The organism is Neolewinella aurantiaca, assembly GCF_008014675.1.
Taxonomy (GTDB): Bacteria; Bacteroidota; Bacteroidia; order Chitinophagales; family Saprospiraceae; genus Neolewinella; species Neolewinella aurantiaca.
This window is the reverse complement of the sequence record NZ_VOXD01000007.1, coordinates 109710-129981: the sequence shown is the minus strand read 5'-3', so window position 1 is coordinate 129981 and position 20272 is coordinate 109710. Positions and strand designations below refer to the sequence as shown.

Annotated in this window: 15 protein-coding genes and 1 pseudogene; 9 read left to right on the top strand and 7 right to left on the bottom strand. The window is 54.3% G+C overall.

All coding sequences use genetic code 11. The annotated features are described in order from the left end of the window. Positions 1 to 44: 44 nt before the first annotated feature. Positions 45 to 1787 (bottom strand): peptidase domain-containing ABC transporter, encoded by a 1743-nt coding sequence (locus FUA23_RS06525; protein ID WP_147929922.1) that lies wholly within the window; start codon positions 1785 to 1787, stop codon positions 45 to 47. Positions 1788 to 2300: 513 nt separating this feature from the next. On the opposite strand from FUA23_RS06525, the gene FUA23_RS06520 reads away from it, so the two are divergent. The 4 genes from FUA23_RS06520 to FUA23_RS06505 all read left to right on the top strand — a co-directional run bounded on the left by FUA23_RS06520 (position 2301) and on the right by FUA23_RS06505 (position 7427). Next, the gene (locus FUA23_RS06520) at positions 2301 to 3404 is read left to right on the top strand and encodes an amidohydrolase family protein (protein ID WP_147929921.1); all 1104 of its coding nucleotides are present in this window, start codon (positions 2301 to 2303) and stop codon (positions 3402 to 3404) included. Between the two features lie 748 nt (positions 3405 to 4152). Beyond that, the gene (locus tag FUA23_RS06515) at positions 4153 to 5862 is read left to right on the top strand and encodes a dynamin family protein (protein WP_147929920.1); all 1710 of its coding nucleotides are present in this window, start codon (positions 4153 to 4155) and stop codon (positions 5860 to 5862) included. 44 nt (positions 5863 to 5906) lie between these two features. Further along, on the top strand, positions 5907 to 6647 hold the full coding sequence (gene kdsB / locus FUA23_RS06510; protein ID WP_147929919.1) for a 3-deoxy-manno-octulosonate cytidylyltransferase: 741 nt from the start codon (positions 5907 to 5909) through the stop codon (positions 6645 to 6647). Between the two features lie 156 nt (positions 6648 to 6803). Continuing rightward, positions 6804 to 7427 carry a porin family protein gene (locus tag FUA23_RS06505; protein ID WP_187270913.1) on the top strand — a complete coding sequence of 208 codons (624 nt, stop codon included), beginning with the start codon at positions 6804 to 6806 and terminating at the stop codon, positions 7425 to 7427. Positions 7428 to 7462: 35 nt separating this feature from the next. Here the strand turns inward: FUA23_RS06505 and FUA23_RS06500 are convergent, their stop codons facing one another. After that, positions 7463 to 7999 carry an NUDIX hydrolase gene (locus FUA23_RS06500; RefSeq protein WP_147929917.1) on the bottom strand — a complete coding sequence of 179 codons (537 nt, stop codon included), beginning with the start codon at positions 7997 to 7999 and terminating at the stop codon, positions 7463 to 7465. A gap of 282 nt (positions 8000 to 8281) precedes the next feature. On the opposite strand from FUA23_RS06500, the gene pyrR reads away from it, so the two are divergent. The 4 genes from pyrR (at position 8282) to FUA23_RS06480 (ending at position 13322) form a co-directional block, all read left to right on the top strand. Continuing rightward, entirely contained in the window at positions 8282 to 8821 is a 540-nt protein-coding gene (pyrR, locus tag FUA23_RS06495; protein ID WP_147929916.1) for a bifunctional pyr operon transcriptional regulator/uracil phosphoribosyltransferase PyrR, read from the top strand. A gap of 8 nt (positions 8822 to 8829) precedes the next feature. Continuing rightward, on the top strand, positions 8830 to 9774 hold the full coding sequence (locus FUA23_RS06490) for an aspartate carbamoyltransferase catalytic subunit (protein ID WP_147929915.1): 945 nt from the start codon (positions 8830 to 8832) through the stop codon (positions 9772 to 9774). 264 nt (positions 9775 to 10038) lie between these two features. After that, a complete protein-coding gene (locus FUA23_RS06485) occupies positions 10039 to 11961 on the top strand; it encodes a hypothetical protein (protein WP_147929914.1) in 1923 nt (640 codons plus the stop codon). 116 nt (positions 11962 to 12077) lie between these two features. Further along, positions 12078 to 13322, top strand: a complete 1245-nt coding sequence (locus FUA23_RS06480) for a 1-acyl-sn-glycerol-3-phosphate acyltransferase (protein WP_147929913.1) — start codon at positions 12078 to 12080, stop codon at positions 13320 to 13322. Here the strand turns inward: FUA23_RS06480 and FUA23_RS06475 are convergent. After that, positions 13297 to 14100 (bottom strand): OmpA family protein, encoded by an 804-nt coding sequence (locus FUA23_RS06475; protein WP_147929912.1) that lies wholly within the window; start codon positions 14098 to 14100, stop codon positions 13297 to 13299. The genes FUA23_RS06480 and FUA23_RS06475 overlap by 26 nt on opposite strands. A 474-nt stretch (positions 14101 to 14574) precedes the next feature. On the opposite strand from FUA23_RS06475, the gene FUA23_RS06470 reads away from it, so the two are divergent. Beyond that, positions 14575 to 15399, top strand: coding sequence for an aminotransferase class IV (locus FUA23_RS06470; RefSeq protein WP_147929911.1), 825 nt, complete (start codon positions 14575 to 14577; stop codon positions 15397 to 15399). A gap of 386 nt (positions 15400 to 15785) precedes the next feature. On the opposite strand, the gene trpA is transcribed toward FUA23_RS06470, so the two are convergent. From trpA to FUA23_RS06450, 4 genes and pseudogenes are all read right to left on the bottom strand, one after another. After that, positions 15786 to 16568: a tryptophan synthase subunit alpha gene (gene trpA, locus FUA23_RS06465; protein WP_147929910.1), complete on the bottom strand. Its 783-nt coding sequence runs from the start codon at positions 16566 to 16568 to the stop codon at positions 15786 to 15788. Between the two features lie 156 nt (positions 16569 to 16724). Continuing rightward, positions 16725 to 17921, bottom strand: a complete 1197-nt coding sequence (trpB, locus tag FUA23_RS06460) for a tryptophan synthase subunit beta (protein ID WP_222706995.1) — start codon at positions 17919 to 17921, stop codon at positions 16725 to 16727. 230 nt (positions 17922 to 18151) lie between these two features. Next, positions 18152 to 18715 (bottom strand): annotated as a pseudogene (locus FUA23_RS06455) (anthranilate synthase component II); the annotation flags it as partial. A gap of 59 nt (positions 18716 to 18774) precedes the next feature. Beyond that, the gene (locus tag FUA23_RS06450; protein ID WP_147929908.1) at positions 18775 to 20202 is read right to left on the bottom strand and encodes an anthranilate synthase component I family protein; all 1428 of its coding nucleotides are present in this window, start codon (positions 20200 to 20202) and stop codon (positions 18775 to 18777) included. Between the last annotated feature and the right edge of the window lie 70 nt (positions 20203 to 20272).

The following is a 20272-nucleotide window of genomic DNA, read 5'->3' as shown; positions in this document are numbered from 1 at the left end:
ATATGATCGGGCTTCAGCCCCGGGTTCAGAAGGTATCAAGGGGCTCAGGAAGTACCGTTGGTTACATTCCAGATTTCTTTCGTTGGCGGGTGGTTCAACACCTCATCGGGCGTACCTTCAAGCAGGATTTGCCCACGACGGAAAACCATCACCCGGTTGCAGGCCTTTACGATTTCGGGCTCGTTGCTCAGGATTACCAACGTCCAGGCCTGGCGTTTATCCGCGAGTTGTGTCACGATCTCGCGGCGAATCAACGGCTCCAGTTGGTCGAGCAGGTTGCCAAGTACCAACAAGCGGGGCTTACGCACGATGGCTCTGGCCAGTAACAACCGCCTGCGTACCGAACTGGGTACATTAAGGCCTTCGGTGATCAGTTCGGTATCGTAACCACGTGGTTGTTCAGACATCCAGGAGTTGAGCTGGGCAACGCCCAGCGCCCACTGCACATCAGCAAAACTTACGTCGGGATGCCCGAGACAGATGTTGTCGATGATCGTCCCGGGAATAATGCTTTCCTCAGTGGTATAATCACCGATGGCCCGCCGCAGGCTTTCCAGTTGGAAGTTTGCAATCGGTACCCCGTTGTAAGCCAATGATCCGGAGAAGTCCTGCCGGATGCCGGAAAGCAATTGAACGAGCGTTGAACGACCGGAGCGATTGTAGCCGGCAATACATATCCGCTCGTTAGCGGCAATATCGAAGCTGATTCCTTTGATGGCCTGGGTGCCGGAGTCACCATATACAAAACTCAGGTTAGCGGCCTTCACCGCTATGCCGCTGCCGGTATCAACGGTTTCAAAATTCAGCATGCCCTCCCCTTCCAGCTTCAGGTCAGTGACCGTACCGATTTTCTCGACACCCGTAAGGGTATCGTACACGGCATCGAGGGTAAAAATCAGTTTCTCTGCAGAACTGATGATGAGAAGGATCACGATTTCGGCCGCAACGAACTGGCCGATATTTATCTGGTTTTCGGTGACCAAAATCCCTCCCAACAGCAAAAAGCAAGCCGTCACGAGCGCCTGAAAACCGATCAGGCCTCCGTAGTGGTACAACAGTATCCGGAAGTGCGCTTTGCGGGCATCGAGGTAACCTTCCAGCAACTCGTTGGTCCGCGACATGGTCAGGCGTTCCCCGCCGGCCAGTTTAAAAGTGTTGCTGGCCCGGGCGATGTCCTCAAGCCATCCGGCTACCCTATACTTGTATTTACTTTCTTTCAGGCTGGTGGCCAGCCCGGTAGGTGCCATCACCCGCAAAATCAAAAAGAGCAACAGTAGCAAAGCTCCACCGAAGGCAGCAAAGAAGGGATGGTACAACGACAGCAGCACGAGGCCGAAGATGACCTGCATTACGGCACCGCTGAAATCCAGCAAAATTTTGGGCATCCCTTTCTGGACCGTGATTACGTCGAAAAAGCGATTGACGAGTTCCGGCGGATAATCGTTTTTGAGTTCTTCAAGTTTTATCCGGGGCAGCCGGTAAGCAAACTCGAATGAAGCCCTGCTGAACAAGCGCCGCTGAAGGGTTTCCGCAATTACATATTGCATCACTTTCAGGGTTCCGACCAGTACGGACGCGCCGGTTACCACGGCTACGAGAATAACAAGCGAAGCATTGAAGCTACCACCTGCAATAAGGTTAATAATCGCCTGAACACCCAGAGGGCTCACCAGGGAGAGGATTCCGATCAGTACGGCGTACAGGTAAACATAACCGATGTCTTTTCGGTCAGGTCTCAGCAAAGAAAAAAATCGGCTAAGTGGAGTTGGGTCTGAGGATGACGCCATAGAAAAGTTTACTGTCCAGGAATTAGTCGTTACACCAAGACAATTTTGATGGACCGTTGTTCAGATGCTCTGTTATTTTAGTGTAAGAAAATAGTTAATACGTTCACAGATATCACCAAATACACCATTCTAGAGCCGGCGCAAACCAGTTTGTCGTCATTGCTCCTCCCCCAGCTTAGCGATGTGGGGAGGCTGGGAAGGGGTTGTGAGACAAAATGGTTGACGCACCACCAAAGGCTTTTTGTCTGCTGAAGACTATATCTCCCGGCGAAGAAGTGGAAGATGCCTGAACCCATCGATTTTTATTACCCGAACAAAGTAGTTCGCGTATAAAGCGGCGCGGACGCAGGCGCAAACCAGGTTGTCGAGATTGCTCCTCCCCCAGCGTAGCGACCTGGGGAAACAGGGAGGGGTTGTGCGACAATCTGGTTGGCTCCCGTTACGCTTACGACAAACCGGTTGTACTACAAACGTAATATTAACCTTACCTTGCCCCCCGACAAAATCAACAATATGCGGCTTCTATCCTTATTCCTTCTCTTCGTCCTTCCGGTACTTCTCTTTTCCCAACAGCGCAAAAAAGTAGACTCTACCCTAACGGTAAGTTTCGAGGACTACGACCCACCCAGCAGCCTGGTCGTGCCCGAGCACATTATAACTTCGGCCAGCATCCCCTTCGTCGATGTCCACAGTCACCACTGGCGCTTGGGCACCCAGGATCTGGACAAACTGATCAGTGAGATGGACGAGCTGAACATGAAAGCCATCGTGAACCTTAGTGGCCGGGGCGGCGAGGCCCTGAAAGGCATGATGGACAACATCAATAAAAGCGGGTACCAGGACCGGATCATCTGCTTCACCAATATCAACATCCGCAGCATCGATGACCCTGACTACCTGGAGTCTACCCTCGCCCAGTTGCGGTTCGATAAAAGCGTGGGTGCACGGGGCCTGAAGATCTACAAATCACAAGGGATGACCCACACCGACAACGCAGGCAACCGGATCAAAATCAACGATCCCCGGCTGGCCCCTATTTTCGAGCTCGCGGGAGAATTCAACTGGCCCGTACTCATTCATTACGCCGACCCCAAGCAGTTCTGGCAACCCCACGACGAAAACAACGAGCGCTGGCTGGAGCTGAAACTCAAACCCAACCGTAAGCAGGAAAACGAACGCGTCAGCTGGGAAACCATCGCGGGCGAAGCCCACGATCTTTTCAAAAAACACCCCAACACCAACTTCATCGCCGCCCACATGGCCTGGTACGGCAACGACCTGACCCGCCTCGGCGCCTTCCTGGACGACAACCCCAACGTAAACGTCGAAATTGGTGCCGTCATCGCCGAACTGGGCCGTCAGCCCCGTGCCGCCAACCGGTTCTTCGAGAAATACCAGGATCGGGTTCTCTTCGGCAAAGACGCTTACAATCCCGGCGAGTACGCCACCTACTTCCGCGTACTGGAGTCCGACGATGAATACTTCCCCTACTACAAACGCTATCACGCTTTCTGGAAAATGTACGGATTGGATCTGCCCGTGTCCGTTTTGGAAAAACTGTATTGGAAAAACGCCGTACGACTGATTGCGGGGCTGGAAGCGGAGATGTGGGAATGAGTCTTTGAGTCGGGAGTCGCTGCGTGAGGAGTCGCTGCGCGAGGAGTCTTGAGTCGGGAGTCTTGAGTCGGGAGTCGGGAGTCGCTGCGCGAGGAGTCGGGAGTCGCTACCGCTTTAGCCGTTTGCTGCGCTGCGCTTGCTCACCTCAGGCGAACAAGCCCCGCACAGTGAGTGGAAACAGCGGCAGCGACTCAAGACTCAAGACTCAAGACTCCCAACTCCCAACTCCCGACTCGGCCAAAGGTGAGTAAGCGTAGCGCAGCGAACGGCCAGCGCGGCAGCGACTCAAGACTCCCGACTCCCGACTCCCGACTCCAAACTCGGCCAAAGGTGAGCAAGCGTAGCGCAGCGAACGGCCAGCGCGGCAGCGACTCAAGACTCCCGACTCCCGACTCCCGACTCCAAACTCGGCCAGAGGTGAGCAAGCGTAGCGCAGCGAACGGCCAGCGCGGCAGCGACTCAAGACTCCCGACTCAAGACTCCGGACTCCAAACTCGGCCAAAGGTGAGTAAGCGTAGCGCAGCGAACGGCCAGCGCGGCAGCGACTCAAGACTCCCGACTCCCGACTCCGGACTCCAAACTCGGCCAAAGGTGAGCAAGCGTAGCGCAGCGAACGGCCAGCGCGGCAGCGACTCAAGACTCCCGACTCCAGACTCCAGACTCCAAACTCTCGACTCCCGAAGACTTCGTACCTTGCCCCACCATTGCCCGCACTACACACTACCGACTACGAACTACCTACTAATATATGGCAAATCTGATCGACGCTAACCTACAGGCCAAACGCGCCCGCCTCGAAGAGATCATCAAAAACCTCCACGAACTGACGCTGCGCATCGGGCATGAAGAGATGGCCCAAACGGTCAGTGAACTACGCAACCGTATTTTCGAGCCCTTCATGTTCGTGATTGTAGGCGAAGTGAAAGCCGGGAAATCGAGCTTCGTGAACGCCCTGCTGGCCACCGGCCGGGAGATCACCAAGGCTGCTCCGCAACCGATGACGGACACCATCCAGCAAATCATCTATGGCGAAGAAGAGCGGACGGTAACGGTCAACAAGTACCTGAAGAAGATCTTCATCCCCGTCGAAATCCTAAAGGAAATCGCTATTGTAGATACGCCCGGCACGAACACGATCGTGGAGCACCACCAGGAAATCACCGAGCAGTTCATCCCGGCCAGTGACCTCATCGTTTTCGTCTTCGAAGCTAAAAACCCCTACCGGCAGTCGGCCTGGGACTTCTTCAAATACATCCACGGCGACTGGCGCAAGAAGACCATCTTCGTACTGCAACAAAAAGACCTCGCCAACGAAAACGAGTTAAAAGTAAACCTCGAAGGCGTAGCCGAAAAAGCCCGTAAAGAAGGCATCGATGATCCCAAAGTGTTTGCCGTCAGTGCAAAGGCCGAAGACGAAGGAGACGCCGACAGCGGCTACGCTCCGCTGCGTAAATACATTACCGAAAACATCACCGGGGGCAAAGCCCCCGGCCTGAAACTGAACAACAGCATCCTGACGGCGCAAACCATCAACGAACGCATCGCCGACGGGCTACTCTTGCGCCGCCGCCAGTTCGAAGCCGATACTTTCTTCCGTCAGGATATCCAGGAAACGCTGGACGAACAAACCAGCCAAAGCAACAAACAGGTAGACCTCATGGTCGAGAACCTGCTACTGACGTACGACGGCATCACGCGCAGCAAACTCGAAGAGCTAAAGGGCGGCCTCAGCATTTTCGGACTCATGAAGCGTAGCCTCTCGGCTACGTTCGGCTCCACGCCCGACGCCAAGACGTGGCTCGGCAACCTCGCCAAAGACCTGGAAGAAGAGCTCAACACCAAAATGCGCGCCCGGCTGAACGATAACGTGATCGACCTGGCCGATTCCATCCAACAAATGGTGAAGGTGATCGACCTGAAAATCCGCAGCAGCGAAACCATCCTGAAGAACGATCACGAAATCTTCAGCGACATCGCCGAGCGGCGCGAAAACGTACTCCGCGACCTGCAGGACCAGTTCAATCGCTTCGTCTCCAAAACCGAAAACTTCACCGACGAAGAACTCTTCGCCGACCGCGAAAACCTGACGCCGAACCTCGCCGCGGGCGGCGGCATCGCAGCACTTGGCGTTGTGCTGATGGCCCTCTCTTCGGCTTCTGTTTTCGACATTTCCGGAGGCATACTCACTACCGTCGGTGTATTGTTCGCGGGCTTCAGCACCCGGGGCAAGCGCAAACGCATCGTAGACGGTTTCGAAGCAGAAATAGTAGTTGGCCGCCAAAAGCTGGCCGCCGAACTCGAAGAAAAACTGAAAGCTTACATCGCCAACCTGCGCGTAAGAATCGAAGGTAATTTCGCCCGCTTCGACGATACGCTTGCCAGGGAAGAAAAGAACCTCGCTATTCTGGAAGGCAACCACGTTGAAATCCGGGAAGAGCTGGCGGAGATGGTCGTTTAGCGCTTAGCACCCGCCCAATCCACAAAACGCTAAATACGCTCTTTATGACCCTGGCAATTATACCAGCCCGGTACAACAGTACCCGCTTCCCCGGCAAACCCCTGGCCGACATGGCCGGTAAAACGATGATCCAACGCGTGTACGAGCGCGTGAGCAGTACCGAAGACATCCACCGGGTCGTCGTTGCTACCGACGACCAGAGAATCTTCGATCACGTACTCAGCTTCGGCGGAGAAGTGATGATGACCAGAAACGATCACCCCAGTGGAACAGACCGCGTTGCCGAGGTCGCAGCGCACTTCCCGGAGGCTACAATAATCGTAAACGTACAGGGAGACGAGCCCTTCATCAACCCTTTGCAAATAGCAGCGGTTGTAGCGCCCTTTGCCGACCCCGAAGTTGCCATTGCCACCCTCGCACGGCCGATAACGCAGGAGCGGGAATTACTTTCGCCCAACGTGGTGAAGGTGGTACGCAGCAGCTCGGGCCGCGCATTGTACTTCAGCCGGCACGCCATCCCGTTCCTGCGCGATGTACCGGTAGGCAAGTGGATCGACCAGAAGAAACACCTGCAGCACCTGGGGCTTTATGCCTACCGCTCGGAGATATTACCGGAGTTGACCTCGCTGCCCAAAGGGGAGCTGGAAGGAGACGAATCACTGGAGCAACTCCGCTGGCTGGCGGCGGGGTACTCGATTCAGGTGGGCCTCACCGATCTTCCGGCAATCGGGATCGACACTCCTGAGGATTTAAAAAGAGCGGTAACGATGCTAAGCAAGGAGTAAAAGCAGAGAACCGGATTTGACTGCTTGAAAGAAGCCCTCGGAAGGGGCGCGGCCGCAGGTGCAAAGAGATGTTTGACACTTAACATTTCAGCGTCGAACACGGGTAAAATGGCTCACGTTTTACGGATGATTCAATCATTTAAATCAAGCAAATCCATGCGTAAATCATTCCTATCTCTCCTGGCGGTTCTTTTTCTGGCCGCTCCCCTGTCTGCTCAATATTTTGGGCTCCGCGCTGGCGTCAACGCTACCGACGCTTCCATTGATTTCGACAATGCCGAAATAGAAACCGACGGTGAATCCAACCTGATGCTGGGTATTTTCCTCGACATTCCCCTCGGTACCGACATCATCAGCATTCAGCCCGAACTCAACTACCTTAACCGTGGCTACTCCATCGATGCTTCCCTGGGCTCCATCGCTTCCTTCGAACGTACCGTTTCCTTTGTCGATCTCGGTGCGCTGGTAAAACTGAACTTCGGCCGTCCTGAGGGGATCGGTTTTTACGTTGGTGCGGGGCCGTCCTTCTCCTACGCTGTGTCCGGAACCGTTACCGACCTCAACGGCGAACGGGATGTGGACTTCGATGCCGACCGTATCAACCGCAGTGGCCTCGAGTTCACCGCAGTAGGCGGCCTCACGATCGATATCGGGCTGAAACTGTTCGTTGAAGGCCGTTACAATGGCAGCTTCACCGATCAGTCAGACCTGGACGACTCCGAAATCCGGCAGCGCTACATTGGTATCAATGGCGGCGTACTTGTGCCCCTCGGCAACTAAATTAAAACCAGGGATGCCTCGTTTCCGGATTTCGATCAGAGATCCGGATAGGCCCCCCGGTGCAGTATTTTTTTACCCAGGCGTCTGTTCTCGAAATAGCGCCGGAGGGTAAACGTAGACGAAGTGAAAGCCATCTCCTCCCAGGGGATGGCTTTCTCGGTAAAAAGAGCACACTCCGAGCTCTCCTCTCCTACACCAAACGCTCCGCCTACCAGTTCACCGACAAACTGGAGATAAATCTGGTTGATCTTTGGGAGATTGTAAAGCGTGATGAGATAGTCTAATTCCACCTTTGCGGCGGCTTCTTCCCATACTTCCCGTTTAGCGCCGTCTTCAACGGATTCTCCGTTTTCAAGGTAGCCACTGGGTACGTTCCAGAAACCGAGGCGGGGTTCTATCGCCCGCCGGCACAACAGCACTTTGTCTTCCCACACGGGCAGGCAGCCGGCGACAATATTTGGGTTTTGGTAGTGGATGATCCCGCAGTTTCCGCAAACGTAACGTTCGCGGTTGTCTCCCTGGGGAACAATCAGTCCTATCGTATTCGAGCCGCAGTTGGAACAGAAATTCATACCGGTTAAGGTAGGAAAAAAAGATTGCCTGTCCGGGCCCTATCAGCTCGGGTGTAACGATCATAACAGCATCAGAAGCCTGACCTTGCGGTGAGTAAGCGGTGTTTCAGCCTCCCGGATGGTTACGCTGTCGATTATCCGGGGAGAGCAGGTTGAGACGGCAATATTCTTCGGGCCGGGAAACGATGCTCTTAAGCCTTCACTGCACCCGCGGCCGCGCCCTGATACTAAAATGCCGGAAATACTAACATATTTACGTTCATACGGATTACCTTCGCCCCTATGCCAGCCCAGCGCATCATACACAACCGAGAACGCTTCGCCCTCACGATCACCCGCCTCTGTAGCCACCTGATCGAGGAGCACGGTGATTTCTCCAATACCTGCCTCATCGGAATCCAAACCGGTGGAGTGGAACTGGCTGAACGCCTCCGAAAACGCCTCGCCGAAATGGGCGTAACCGACTACGATTACGGCAAACTGGACACCACGTTTTACCGCGACGACTTCCGGACCGCAAAGGGTGGGCTCACCCCCCACCCCACCGAAATCGACTTCCTGGTAGAAGACAAACGGGTCGTCCTGGTGGACGACGTCCTCTTTAGCGGACGAACCACCGTAAGTGCCCTCACCGCGCTCAACCACTACGGCCGCCCCGCCCAGGTCGAGCTGCTGGTTATGGTAGACCGCCGCTTCCGGCGCACCCTCCCCGTACGCGCCAACTACCGCGGGCTCTCCGTCGACACCCTTGACAATGAGTACGTTGAGGTGCAATGGGCCGAAACCGACGGCGAAGACCAGATCATCCTCCGAACCTCCTAATCAATCAGATGCCCTCCGACCAGCAACTATCCACCAAGCACGTTCTCGGCATCAAATACCTGACCGCCGCAGACGTCGAGCTTATTCTGGACACCGCCCGTGAATTCAAGGAAGTCATCAACCGGCCGATCAAAAAAGTTCCCAGCCTGCGGGACGTGACGATAGCCAACCTCTTCTTCGAAAACAGTACCCGGACCCGCATCAGCTTCGAGCTTGCCGAGAAACGCCTGAGCGCAGATACGGTAAACTTCAGCGCGGCTAGTTCTTCGGTCAAAAAAGGCGAAACACTACTCGATACCGTCAACAACATCCTGGCGATGAAAGTCGACATGGTCGTGATGCGGCATCCCGCCCCCGGAGCCCACCATTTTCTTGCTTCCAAGATAGACGCCAGCATCGTCAATGCGGGAGATGGCACCCACGAGCACCCGACTCAGGCCCTGCTCGATGCTTTCTCGATGCGCGACGCCGTTGGCGGAGACCTGCGTGGGAAAAACATCTGCATCTTCGGAGACATCACCCACTCCCGGGTGGCACTTTCCAACATATTCTGCCTCCGCAAACTGGGAGCACACGTAAGGGTCTGCGGGCCACCAACCCTGATCCCGAAGCACATCAGCAGCATGGGCGTCGAGGTCAGTTACAACGTAGACGAAAGCCTCGCCTGGTGTGACGTAGCCAACGTATTGCGCATCCAACTGGAGCGACAAGACACTAAATTCATCCCCAGCCTACGCGAATACAACCGTCAGTTCGGTATCACCCGCCAGCGGGTGGATAAGCTCGACAAACCCGTCGTGATCATGCACCCCGGCCCGATCAACCGCGGGGTGGAAATCGACACCGCAGTAGCGGACTCCGAGCACAGCATCATTCTGGAACAGGTCGAGAACGGCGTTGCCGTTCGTATGGCCGTGCTGTACCTGCTGGCTGCGCGCCGGAAGGAAGGGTGATCTTTGATCTTTGATCCTTGATTTGCTTAGCAAGATTTATACGCCTGCCATCCCTCTTGGCTTTCGAGGAATTAAGTTCCTTACACGAACATATAATGAATTTTCAGGAATGATCCTGACCTAAAAACGCGTAGCGTTTTCACTAGCCCATCCCCCGTGAGGAGGGGTCTGAGGTGGGGGTTTAACACGGCTTAACTAGCCTATGCGTTAGCCCCACCATCCTCCCCCAAAAAAAATGTGTCCCCTGCTCACTACCTTGCATCTGTGCTGAGATCTCCCAACAGAATTTCCCGGTTTGCTTTTCTGCTCGTCTTCCTCGTGATGGCGGCCACTTCCCTGATTCGCAATGAAGTCTTTCGGGGCACGACCAACGTAATAACCTGGGATGGCTACGGCTATTACGCCTACCTGCCCGGAGCCTTCATCTACGGTGACATTGAGCACTACGCCTTTGCGGAGCAGCACTTCGAAGATTACGACATCAGCAGCAGCATCTACCAGCTCAACCCTACCGAAGACGGCGGCCGCTTCCCGATCTACAACATCGGCTTGTCGGTCATCTGGACGCCGGCTTTTTTGGTGACCCACGGCATCGTTTCGGCGACGGGCATTGCGCCGGCCGACGGAATGAGCTATCCCTACCAGCTCATGGTAGTACTGATGGGGCTGCTGTTCGCCTTTCTCGGGCTGCTTTACCTGAAGCGATTCTTAGCGCTTTTCTTTTCTGATTTAGTGGTGGGGATTACGCTTCTTGCCGTTGGGCTGGGCACCAACATCTTCTACTACATCGTGGAAAAGCCGGACATGACGCACGGATATTTGTTTGCGCTGTACTCGGTGTTTCTTTATTACTTCAGCAAACTGGTGATGACGAAATCGTCCATAGGTGTAACGTCCGCAACGTCTACATCGCCTCCACTGTCCGCCTACCCACTACCTGCTACCCACTACTTACTATTAGGCCTCCTGATCGGTCTGATGTGCCTGGTGCGTAGTTCCGAGATTGTGGTGTTTGCGATCCCGGCCTTTTACGGTCTGAAGAATTGGGATACCTTCAAGCGCAATTTCGAACGCACGCTGCCCATATTCTTAGCCGCCCTGGCTGTCTTTTCGATCCAGTTGATCTATTATAAAGTCGGGACGGGCAGCTGGTGGCAGGATGGTTACGCAGGGCTGAGTTTCGACTGGCTGGAACCACATTTGCTGGATGGACTCTTCAGCTACCGGCGCGGTTGGCTGGTGTATACGCCAATCATGACATTGGCTTTCGTTGGTATATTTCGCTTGCCGAAAGCGTGGATACTTCCCGTGGTGATTTTCCTGATCGGCAATCTGTACATACTCTTCAGTTGGCACATCTGGTGGTACGGCAACACCTTCGGGAGCCGGCCGGTTACGCAGAGCTACGCTTTACTGGCTTTGCCGCTGGCGGCTTTTGTTGCGTGGGTTTTGGGCGAGAACGCAGGTGCAGAGCGAGGTAACGTGGCCCTCTCCCCCAGCCCCTCTCTTCGGGAGAGGGGAGACGTGGAAGGTGGTACAGGCCATACAGGCCGCTTCACTAGTAAGCGCTCTTTGCACCTGCGGTCCCTCGCTCCCTTACTCCTTCTGCCGTTCATTTTCCTGAACCTCTTCCAGCACTGGCAATACAACCAAAGGATCATTCCTCTGGACTTCACCAACAGAACCTACTACTGGGAGGTATTCGGCAAGACCTCGCTCGACAAAAAAGACCGGGTTTACCTGGACACCGACGAGAAAATGCCCGTGGGAGAATACGTCACTACTGAACTGCTGACAACCGACACCCTCGTCAGCGTTGCGCCGAAATCCAGCCGGGAATTTACCAATCTGCTGGAGCACAAGGTTACGGCTACAGAAGCAGCAGGAACCATCTGGCTCGGTACCAGCCTTGCCTTTTCGTACTACGGCGACAGTTACGACAAGTGGAAATTCCCCTCCGTTGTAACCGAACACCGCCGCGGAGCGGAGACCCTGAAGTGGGTTCAGGTCAGGATACCGCCGACGATGGATACGCCGGAAGACGACTACCTCCGTTTCAACCTGAGCCTACCCGGATTGCAGGAGGGCGATGTTGTAAAGCAATACCTCTGGAACTTGTGTCAGGACAGCATGGTGGTACGAAACTACGATGCGGAATTGCTTACCGCCGGAAGAGGTTCGAAGTGAGTTTTACGGCGGGGTTGTATTTTGGCCCCATACGGTCAAAAACTGTCCATCCGGGCTACTACGCAGCAAGTACCAGGAGGCGCAGCCCCGGGCCTTCGAAAACCACAACCAACTCAATGATCTACCAACTTGTCCGTCCCGTAGCCCGCTATGTACTGCGCTATTATTACCGCAATATCGACCTGACGGGTTTGGAGAACATCCCTAAAGACGCGGCGGTGGTGCTGGCGGCGAACCACCCGACGGCTTTTATCGAACCCTGTATCCTGGCCTGTTTTCAACCGCGGACGCTTTGGTTTCTGGCGCGGGGCAACCTCTTCAAAAACGGTTTTTATAAGGGTTTACTTTCGGCGGTTCATATTCTGCCGGTCTTCAGAATTCAAGACGGCGGTTACGGAAAGCTGAAGAACAACTTCGGCACCTTCGAGGCATGCTTCCGGGCACTCAGCCAGGGCAAAGCCATCATGAACCTGGCGGAGGGGCGGTGCATTCACGAGAAGGCGTTGCGGCCGATGCGGAAAGGGACGGCACGCCTTGCCCTGGGGGCAATGCAGCGCGACGCGACCCTGCGGGAGGTTTACATCGTGCCGGTCGGCTGTAACTTCACGCACGCTGATCGGGTCCGCGACCAGGTGATGATCCGGTTCGGGGAGCCGATCCTTGCTTCGGAGTTTATGGACGAGTTCCGTAGCAGCGAAGCAACCGCCATCAAAAACCTCACTTCGCACCTGCGTTCGCGCCTGAGCCCGTTGGTCGTGCAATTCCCCGACGGGGAGCGTGCAGCTATTGGTGAAGCCCGGCTGGAGCTCGACCGCGCCAGGCACAATGCGGACCTCGTGCACGGCATCACGCACGACGGCGCGCAGCTGGACCGCGAACTGGAAATTGCCGCCAATACCCCCGCAGAAGATGCCCCGCTGACCCGTTTTTTCAATCGTCTGGACCGGCAAGGGGTTCATGTGGGCGCGGTCGCAGGTGCAAGGCGGGTGGTGAAGCAAAGTCCCATTTGGCTTCGTTTATTGCTGGCTGGTTTGCTCCAACTACCGCAAATCCCACTCTGGGTTCTGGCTGAATACATCGGCAGCTCCAAGCCAAAACACATTGAGTTTTACAGCCCCGTACGCTTCGCTGTCGTAACCGGAGGAACCTTCCTCCTCTACCCCATCCTACTGTTATTGCTGCCCTGGCCGCTAAAGATCTGGCTCGTCGTTGCGCTCCTGACGGTCAACTGGTCAGCCCGCCAGTTGGACAACCTCCAGCACTGGTACCGCCGCCGGAAGGTAGAGCGAATGGTGGATGCTGAACGAAAAGGGCTGATGGCTGAGGTGGAAGGACTCAATAATAGATATTATGGACCCTGAACTCCACCCGACGATTTGCCTCATGTTCATCATCCGAGCAATCCACTCCGTCGGCACACCCATTTTTCAATTGGGATTCTCCATAACCCCTTGCGACCAAACGATCACGATGGATGCCACGGGAAATTAGATAACTCGCGATTAAGTTGGCGCGACGTTCAGTAAGCCTCTGATTTCCGGATTCAGATCCACGAGAACCGGTATGCGCGCCAATCTCTATGCGAATATTGGGCCGGTCACGCAGTAACCCGAAAAGCCGATTATCCAAAACGCGTTTGGCATTTTCCGGATCCGAAAACTGTGCACTGCCAAGGTCAAAGTGTACCGGCAAAATATTGGAGCTGGTCAGTTCACAGTCGATCTCTTCGTAGCTGGACAGGCCTCCCCGCTCAACCAGAAACATGCGTTCTATCTCCCTGTAAAACGGGTTACCTACGGAATCAACTGCGGGCTTGTAGATGGTATCATAGGTTGCGGGGTAGGTTCGGTAGCAGAGCACCTGACAATCGTTGGGGTCGTCACTTTCACCACCTTCATAGGTGGTTGTTTCCCACTGACTGTATTCCGGAGTTAGCTCAATCTCCAGAAAAGTGTGTGCATACTTCATGGCTTCCTCCCGCGAGTAGGTCAGTACATCCTCGTATTCAACTTCGTATACATCGGGTGTAACAGTACGCACGTAGCATTTATCAGGGTCAGGATTGGAGGGAAGCTGTTGGGCCTTGATGGTGAAAACCGCCACAAGACAGAGCGCGGCAGCCAGGGTAAAACGTATCATCGTGTAAATAGGGTTTCGTTAGCCTAAAGGTATTAATTTGCCCGTTATATTGCGACCACTTCCGGAGGCTGTGTGTATCACGAGATGCACTACTATCACGAACTTGCCGCTTGTCACGTCTCCCCTCTCCCGAGGAGAGGGGCCGGGGGAGAGGGGGATCCGTGCATCTCGTGATACACACCGGAGGCTGCGCGGGACAATCGCAAAGGGCGCAAACCAGATTGTCGCGATTGCTCCTCCCCCAGCGTAGCGATGTGGGGAGGCTGGGAGGGGGTAAGCGACAATCTTGTTTGCGCCCATCGCAAAGTCCTAGCTGCCTTACGACAACTGAAGTTGCCGCCTGTAATGAGCAAAGCCCCTTCAGGACTGTTCGAAAAATAAAACTCACGCGTTTGCGGTTGTCCTGGGAGGCACCAAAGTGCCAACGAACCAACGCCCTAACGAACCAAAGTACCAACACCCCAACGAATCAATATGTACCCAATAGTCTACCTGAACGGCCAGTACCTGCCCAAAGAAGAAGCCGACCTGAATGTAGCCGACCTCGCCATCCTGCGCGGCTTCGGCATCTTTGATTACTTCCGCTACGCGGACGGAAAACCGCGCTTCATCGAAGATCACCTCGATCGTTTTCTGCGTAGCGCTGAGCTGCTCGACCTGAAAATGCCAGCTTCCCGGGATGAACTGCGCGACGCCGTCCACGAGCTGATCAAACGCAACGGTGAGCCTTCCGGCGGCATCCGCTTCGTCCTTACCGGAGGCTATTCACCGGATGGCTATACCCCAACCAACCCTAACCTGGTAGCAATGGCCTACCCCTTTCAGGCTCCTTCGGCAGAGCAGTACGAACAGGGCGTTTCCATCCACCTCCACCACTACGAGCGCCAGCTCCCCGAAGTGAAATCCATCGATTACCTCGAGGGTATTCGCATTCAGCCAATGCTGAAAGCCAAGGGCGCAGATTACTCGCTCTACGTAGACCGCGACTACAACGTTCGTGAATCGGACCGGTCTAATTTCATGATCGTTCGGGACGGTGTGCTGATCACACCTGCGGACAACATTCTCCTCGGTATTACCCGCAAGCACCTGCTAAGGCTTGCCCGAAAATTGGATATTTACGTGGATGAACGGCCGGTATCAGTAAACGAGCTCAAAAATGCGGACGAAGTGATCATCTGCAGCTCGACCAAAGGAGCAATGGCGATTACAAAAGTAGACGGCAAGGTAGTCGGAGACGGAAAGCCAGGCCCGATTACCCGGCAATTGATGGAAGCATGGACGGAATACGTAGGTTGATGGCCAGCGAATAACTCCTTCATCGGTAACAAACAAAGAACCCCGCCAGTACATCCGGCGGGGCTCGTTCCAACTTACTGATACCAAATAAATCTCAGACAGCCGTTAAGCTGCTAAATCTGGGAAGGAGAACCAGAGGTTTGATATCCTTCCGCTGGTAAAATTAGGACACAGCCGCCGCGCTCACAAATGAAACGGGCAAAAAGTCTTGAAATAATCCTTGGCGAAGTTTTGTAATTCTTTTGCTGAAAGAACTATAAAACAACCACTTACGATTTAACAAAATAAAAGATACGATCACAGGCTTGATCTATGGGGCCAATTTAAGTCGTTATATTTTTCCTGATCAGCTTGTACGCAATTAGTGAAAGGTGACGGTTATAGCCTTACTCCACCGGCCCCAGAATGCGGCCCACAAAAGCGGCTGTGGCAGCCGCCACGTCATGTTCTCCCGCTAAAGCCCGGATGAATGCACTCCCGATAATGGCACCGTTTGCGTACTCACAGGCGGTCCGGAAACTCTTAGCGTCGCTGATACCAAAACCAATCAGGCGGGGTTGGGGAAGGTTGAGCGAAGCAATGCGTGCGAAGTAAGCTTTCTGCTCTTCCGTAATCCCTCCGCTTTTACCGGTGATGCTGCTGCTCGAAACGACGTAGATGAAACCGGTACTCAGGGCTCCGATTTTATTGATTCGCTCGCTCGACGTTTGAGGGGTAATCAGAAACGTTACCTGAAGGTCGTACTTCTCGGCAATGGCTTTGAATTCTGTCTCGTATTCATACACCGGAAGGTCCGGAAGAATGAGCCCGTCTACGCCGGCTTCGTGCGCTGCTTTACAAAAACGCTCGGGGCCGTACTGCATCACCTGGTTGAAGTAGCCCATCATCACCATAGGAACCTCCGTGTGCTCACGGGCCGATGTAAGTTGTTGGAAGAGGATGTCCAGTGTCATCCCGTTTTTGAGCGCCTGCATGCTCGAGTTCTGGATCGTCTCTCCGTCTGCCATCGGGTCGGAGTAAGGTACACCAACCTCGATCAGGTCGGCTCCGGACTCCGCCAGACTGCGGATGATGGTTTCGGTACTGTCCAGTTCCGGGTAGCCGGCAGTAAAGTAAACGTTCAGGAGGTTTTTATCTTTCGCTGTAAATAGCTTGCTGAGTCGGTTCATTGATATTTTTTTTGAGGAAGTGAATTGGTTCTCTGATCCTTCGGAGGCGGTAGGCGTGGCGGACACACAACCGCTACTACCTTACGTACAGCAAAGCAGTAGAGATTGGCGCGGTGCGCCGTCCGGCCCGAAGGCAGGTAGGAACCATTCTTATGGCTACAGCCCGTCCAGGTAGGTGGTGAAGGCCGCCAGGTCTTTGTCGCCGCGTCCGGAAAGACATACGACCACTACGTCGTCTTTACCATATTTCATCTGATCGAGAGCAGCAAACGCGTGGGCAGTTTCCAGGGCGGGAATGATGCCTTCAGTTCTGGCCGTAAAGAGTGCTGCTGCCAGCGCGTCTTCGTCGGTAACGGCAATGGCTTCGGCCCGCTTTGAGTCGATCAAAAAAGCGTGGAGCGGACCAATTCCCGGATAATCCAGACCCGCCGAAATGCTGTAAGGTTCGATTACCTGTCCGTCTTCGGTTTGCATCAAAAGGGTACGGGAGCCATGAATGATCCCTTCGGTGCCCAGCACCGAAGTAGCGGCAGATTCTCCGGTATCAACGCCCATGCCGGCCGCTTCAACGGCGACGAGTCGTACCCGCTGGTCGTTGAGGTAGTGGTAAAAAGCACCTGCGGCGTTACTTCCTCCTCCAACGCAGGCTACGATCGCATCGGGATAGTCGCGGCCGGTGTGCTCCTGCAGCTGCCATTTCATCTCTTCGGAGATTACGCTCTGGAAGCGCGCAACCATATCCGGGTAAGGATGCGGACCCACCACCGAGCCGATGATGTAATGCGTGTCTTCCGGGTTGTTGATCCAGTCGCGGATAGCTTCGTTGGTAGCATCCTTCAGGGTTTTAGAACCAGATAACGCAGGGCGCACCTCCGCCCCCAGCATCCGCATACGGGCAACGTTGGGTGCCTGGCGTGCTATATCAATCTCTCCCATGTAGACGATGCACTCCAGACCAACGAGGGCACAAACCGTGGCGGTTGCCACACCGTGCTGACCAGCTCCGGTTTCCGCAATGATTCGTTTCTTACCCAGGCGCTGGGCGACCAGAATCTGCCCGATGGTATTGTTGATCTTGTGCGCTCCGGTGTGGTTAAGGTCTTCCCGCTTCAGGTAAATATTGGTCCCATAATGCTCACTCATTCGCTTGGCGAAGTAAAGCGGACTGGGCCGGCCAACGTAATCTTTGAGGAGCGCGTCAAACTCTTTTTTAAAGTCAGGCTCCGCAATCATTCCCAGATACTTGGTCCGTAGTTCCTCAACGTTGGGATGAAGCATTTCAGGGATAAAAGCGCCACCAAACCGACCGTAGTAGCCGCGGTCGTCTATTTCGGTGTGAATATTTTTTGACATAATAGTTTTTTTTGCAGCCTCCCTGTTCTTGCCTGAGAACAGGCTCAGGCGGAGTTGGGAGGGGATCAGTAAAAAGGCGGGGTTCCGCCTTATTCGCGTTATAAGTTTATTGAGCCGGAAATGTTGCCGAACCGGCCGTATATAGAGCTCGTTGAGTCCGACTTGAGTGGCGGGCGACCGTGGATAGTCATACCTTCCCACTCCTTCCCTTCAAGTCTGTCTTTGGTGAACTGCACCAAATTGTGGATCATCAGTCGTCCGTGCTCCGTCATGATAGACTCGGGGTGAAACTGGACACCAAAGATTGGAAAAGACCGGTGCTGTAGTGCCATCACGCCGCCGTATTCTCCGGTAGCGGTTACGACGAGTTCTTCAGACAACGTTTTCGGATCAATCACCCAACTGTGGTAACGGCCGGCGTTGAAGGTCTCCGGGACATTGGCGAAGAGGACATCATCGGTGGTTGTACGCGTCATTTCGGTTTCGATACCATGATGAACCTCAGCGAGGTTAATCAGTTCACCACCGAAGGCTTCACCGATCGCCTGGTGACCGAGACATACCCCGAAAATCACTTTTTCACTTGCGTATTTCTTAATCAGTTCGGGCATAATCCCTGCTTCTGCGGGGATGCCGGGGCCCGGGCTCAACACAATAAGATCGTAAGCACCAACTGCTTCGAGGGAGATTTTATCGTTACGGAAAACATCTACTTCACCGCCGGTTTCTTCCTCGATGTACTGCACGAGGTTGTAGGTGAATGAGTCGTAGTTATCTAGAATTAAAATTTTCATGGTCGTTGTTTACGGCTAAGTTTACGGCCCTTAAAGCCTGGCTTGGCAAAAATGGTTTTCTAAAGCGTTTCTGCTTTGTCGAGTGCCTTGGTCAGCGCGCCCAGCTTGTGGTACACTTCCCTCATTTCGGAGTGCTCATCGCTGGCAGCGACCACGCCCGCTCCGGCCTGGTAGTACAGGGTGTTGTCCTGGCTGAAGAAAGACCGAATCAGGATCGCCTGGTTCATACCTCCCGCAAAATCGATCAGCCCGATGGCCCCTCCGTAAAAACCGCGTTGCTGGTTTTCGTATTTATTGATCAGTTCGATGGCTTTATACTTCGGGGCACCAGAAAGCGTGCCGGCGGGGAAGGTATCCCCGAAGATGCGGACGGTTTGGTCCGTACGGTCAAGCTCCCCTTCCACCGTAGAGACAAGGTGAATTACGTGGCTGTAGTAATGAACCTCGCGCAGGCTTTTCACCGTCACCCGTTTGGTGTGCCGACTCAAATCGTTCCGCGCCAGGTCTACCAGCATCACGTGCTCAGCGTTTTCTTTCGGGTCTGCCAGTAGTTCTTTGGTGGCCGCTTCGTCTTTTGCCTTGTCTCCCGTGCGGCGATAGGTTCCTGCAATAGGGTTCAGGCGCGCGATTCCCCCACCGATAACCATCTGGCTTTCGGGGCTCGACCCCATTATCCGGTAATCGCCGTAATCGAAGTAAAAGAGATACGGCGATGGGTTTATGCTCCGCAGGGCCCGGTAGACCTGGAACTCGTCGCCCCGGAAGGATTGCTGAAACTGGCGGCTGAGCACGATCTGAAATACGTCTCCGATACGGCAATGGTGCTTCCCGGTTTTCACCATTTCCATGTACTCCTCATCCGTCATGTTACTGCTGTCCTCGCCGTGGCGCCGAAAAGGATGAACGCCTCCGCCCCGTTTTATAGCAGCTTCAACTTTATCGGATCCACTCTCTTCGCCCTCGGGCTGATTTTCAATTATGATCAGCTCGTCGCGGTAGTGGTGAAAAATAAGAATGTAACGGTACAGATGGTACCGCATATCCGGTGCCCGCAACACCTTTTTATTATCGAAGGTCAATGTATCGAAATACTGAACGCCTTCGAAATTGGTATGCCCGATCAGTCCGTTAAATTGCTTTACGATGGGGTCTGTATCGGCGTAATCGAGTTCAAATCCACCGAGAAAATCGTGCAGCCGGTGCGACACAGTATCTGCATTTCCGACGGCCTCTTCGTGGGCCCACTGCCCGTGCTTGCGGGTCGTGATGATACGATCATCAACAGAAAAAGAAGCGAGCGTTTCGAGGCCGACAATCGAGTAGTAGTGCTCATTATCGCGGGCCTCGTTGGACTCCAGCAGAACAGGGTCGGTAAATTCATCGCGTACCGCCAGATAAAGCATCACGGGGGTCAGATGATCGGCATTCATCCGTTTGGTACGGACGTTGATTTTTGTTTTAGGAGGAGTAGCTGTAATCGTTGACATAATTATTTTTCGCTGTGCGACCGGGGCATATCAGGCGCGGCCGCAGGGTGCAATGTAAGTTTAAGGGCAA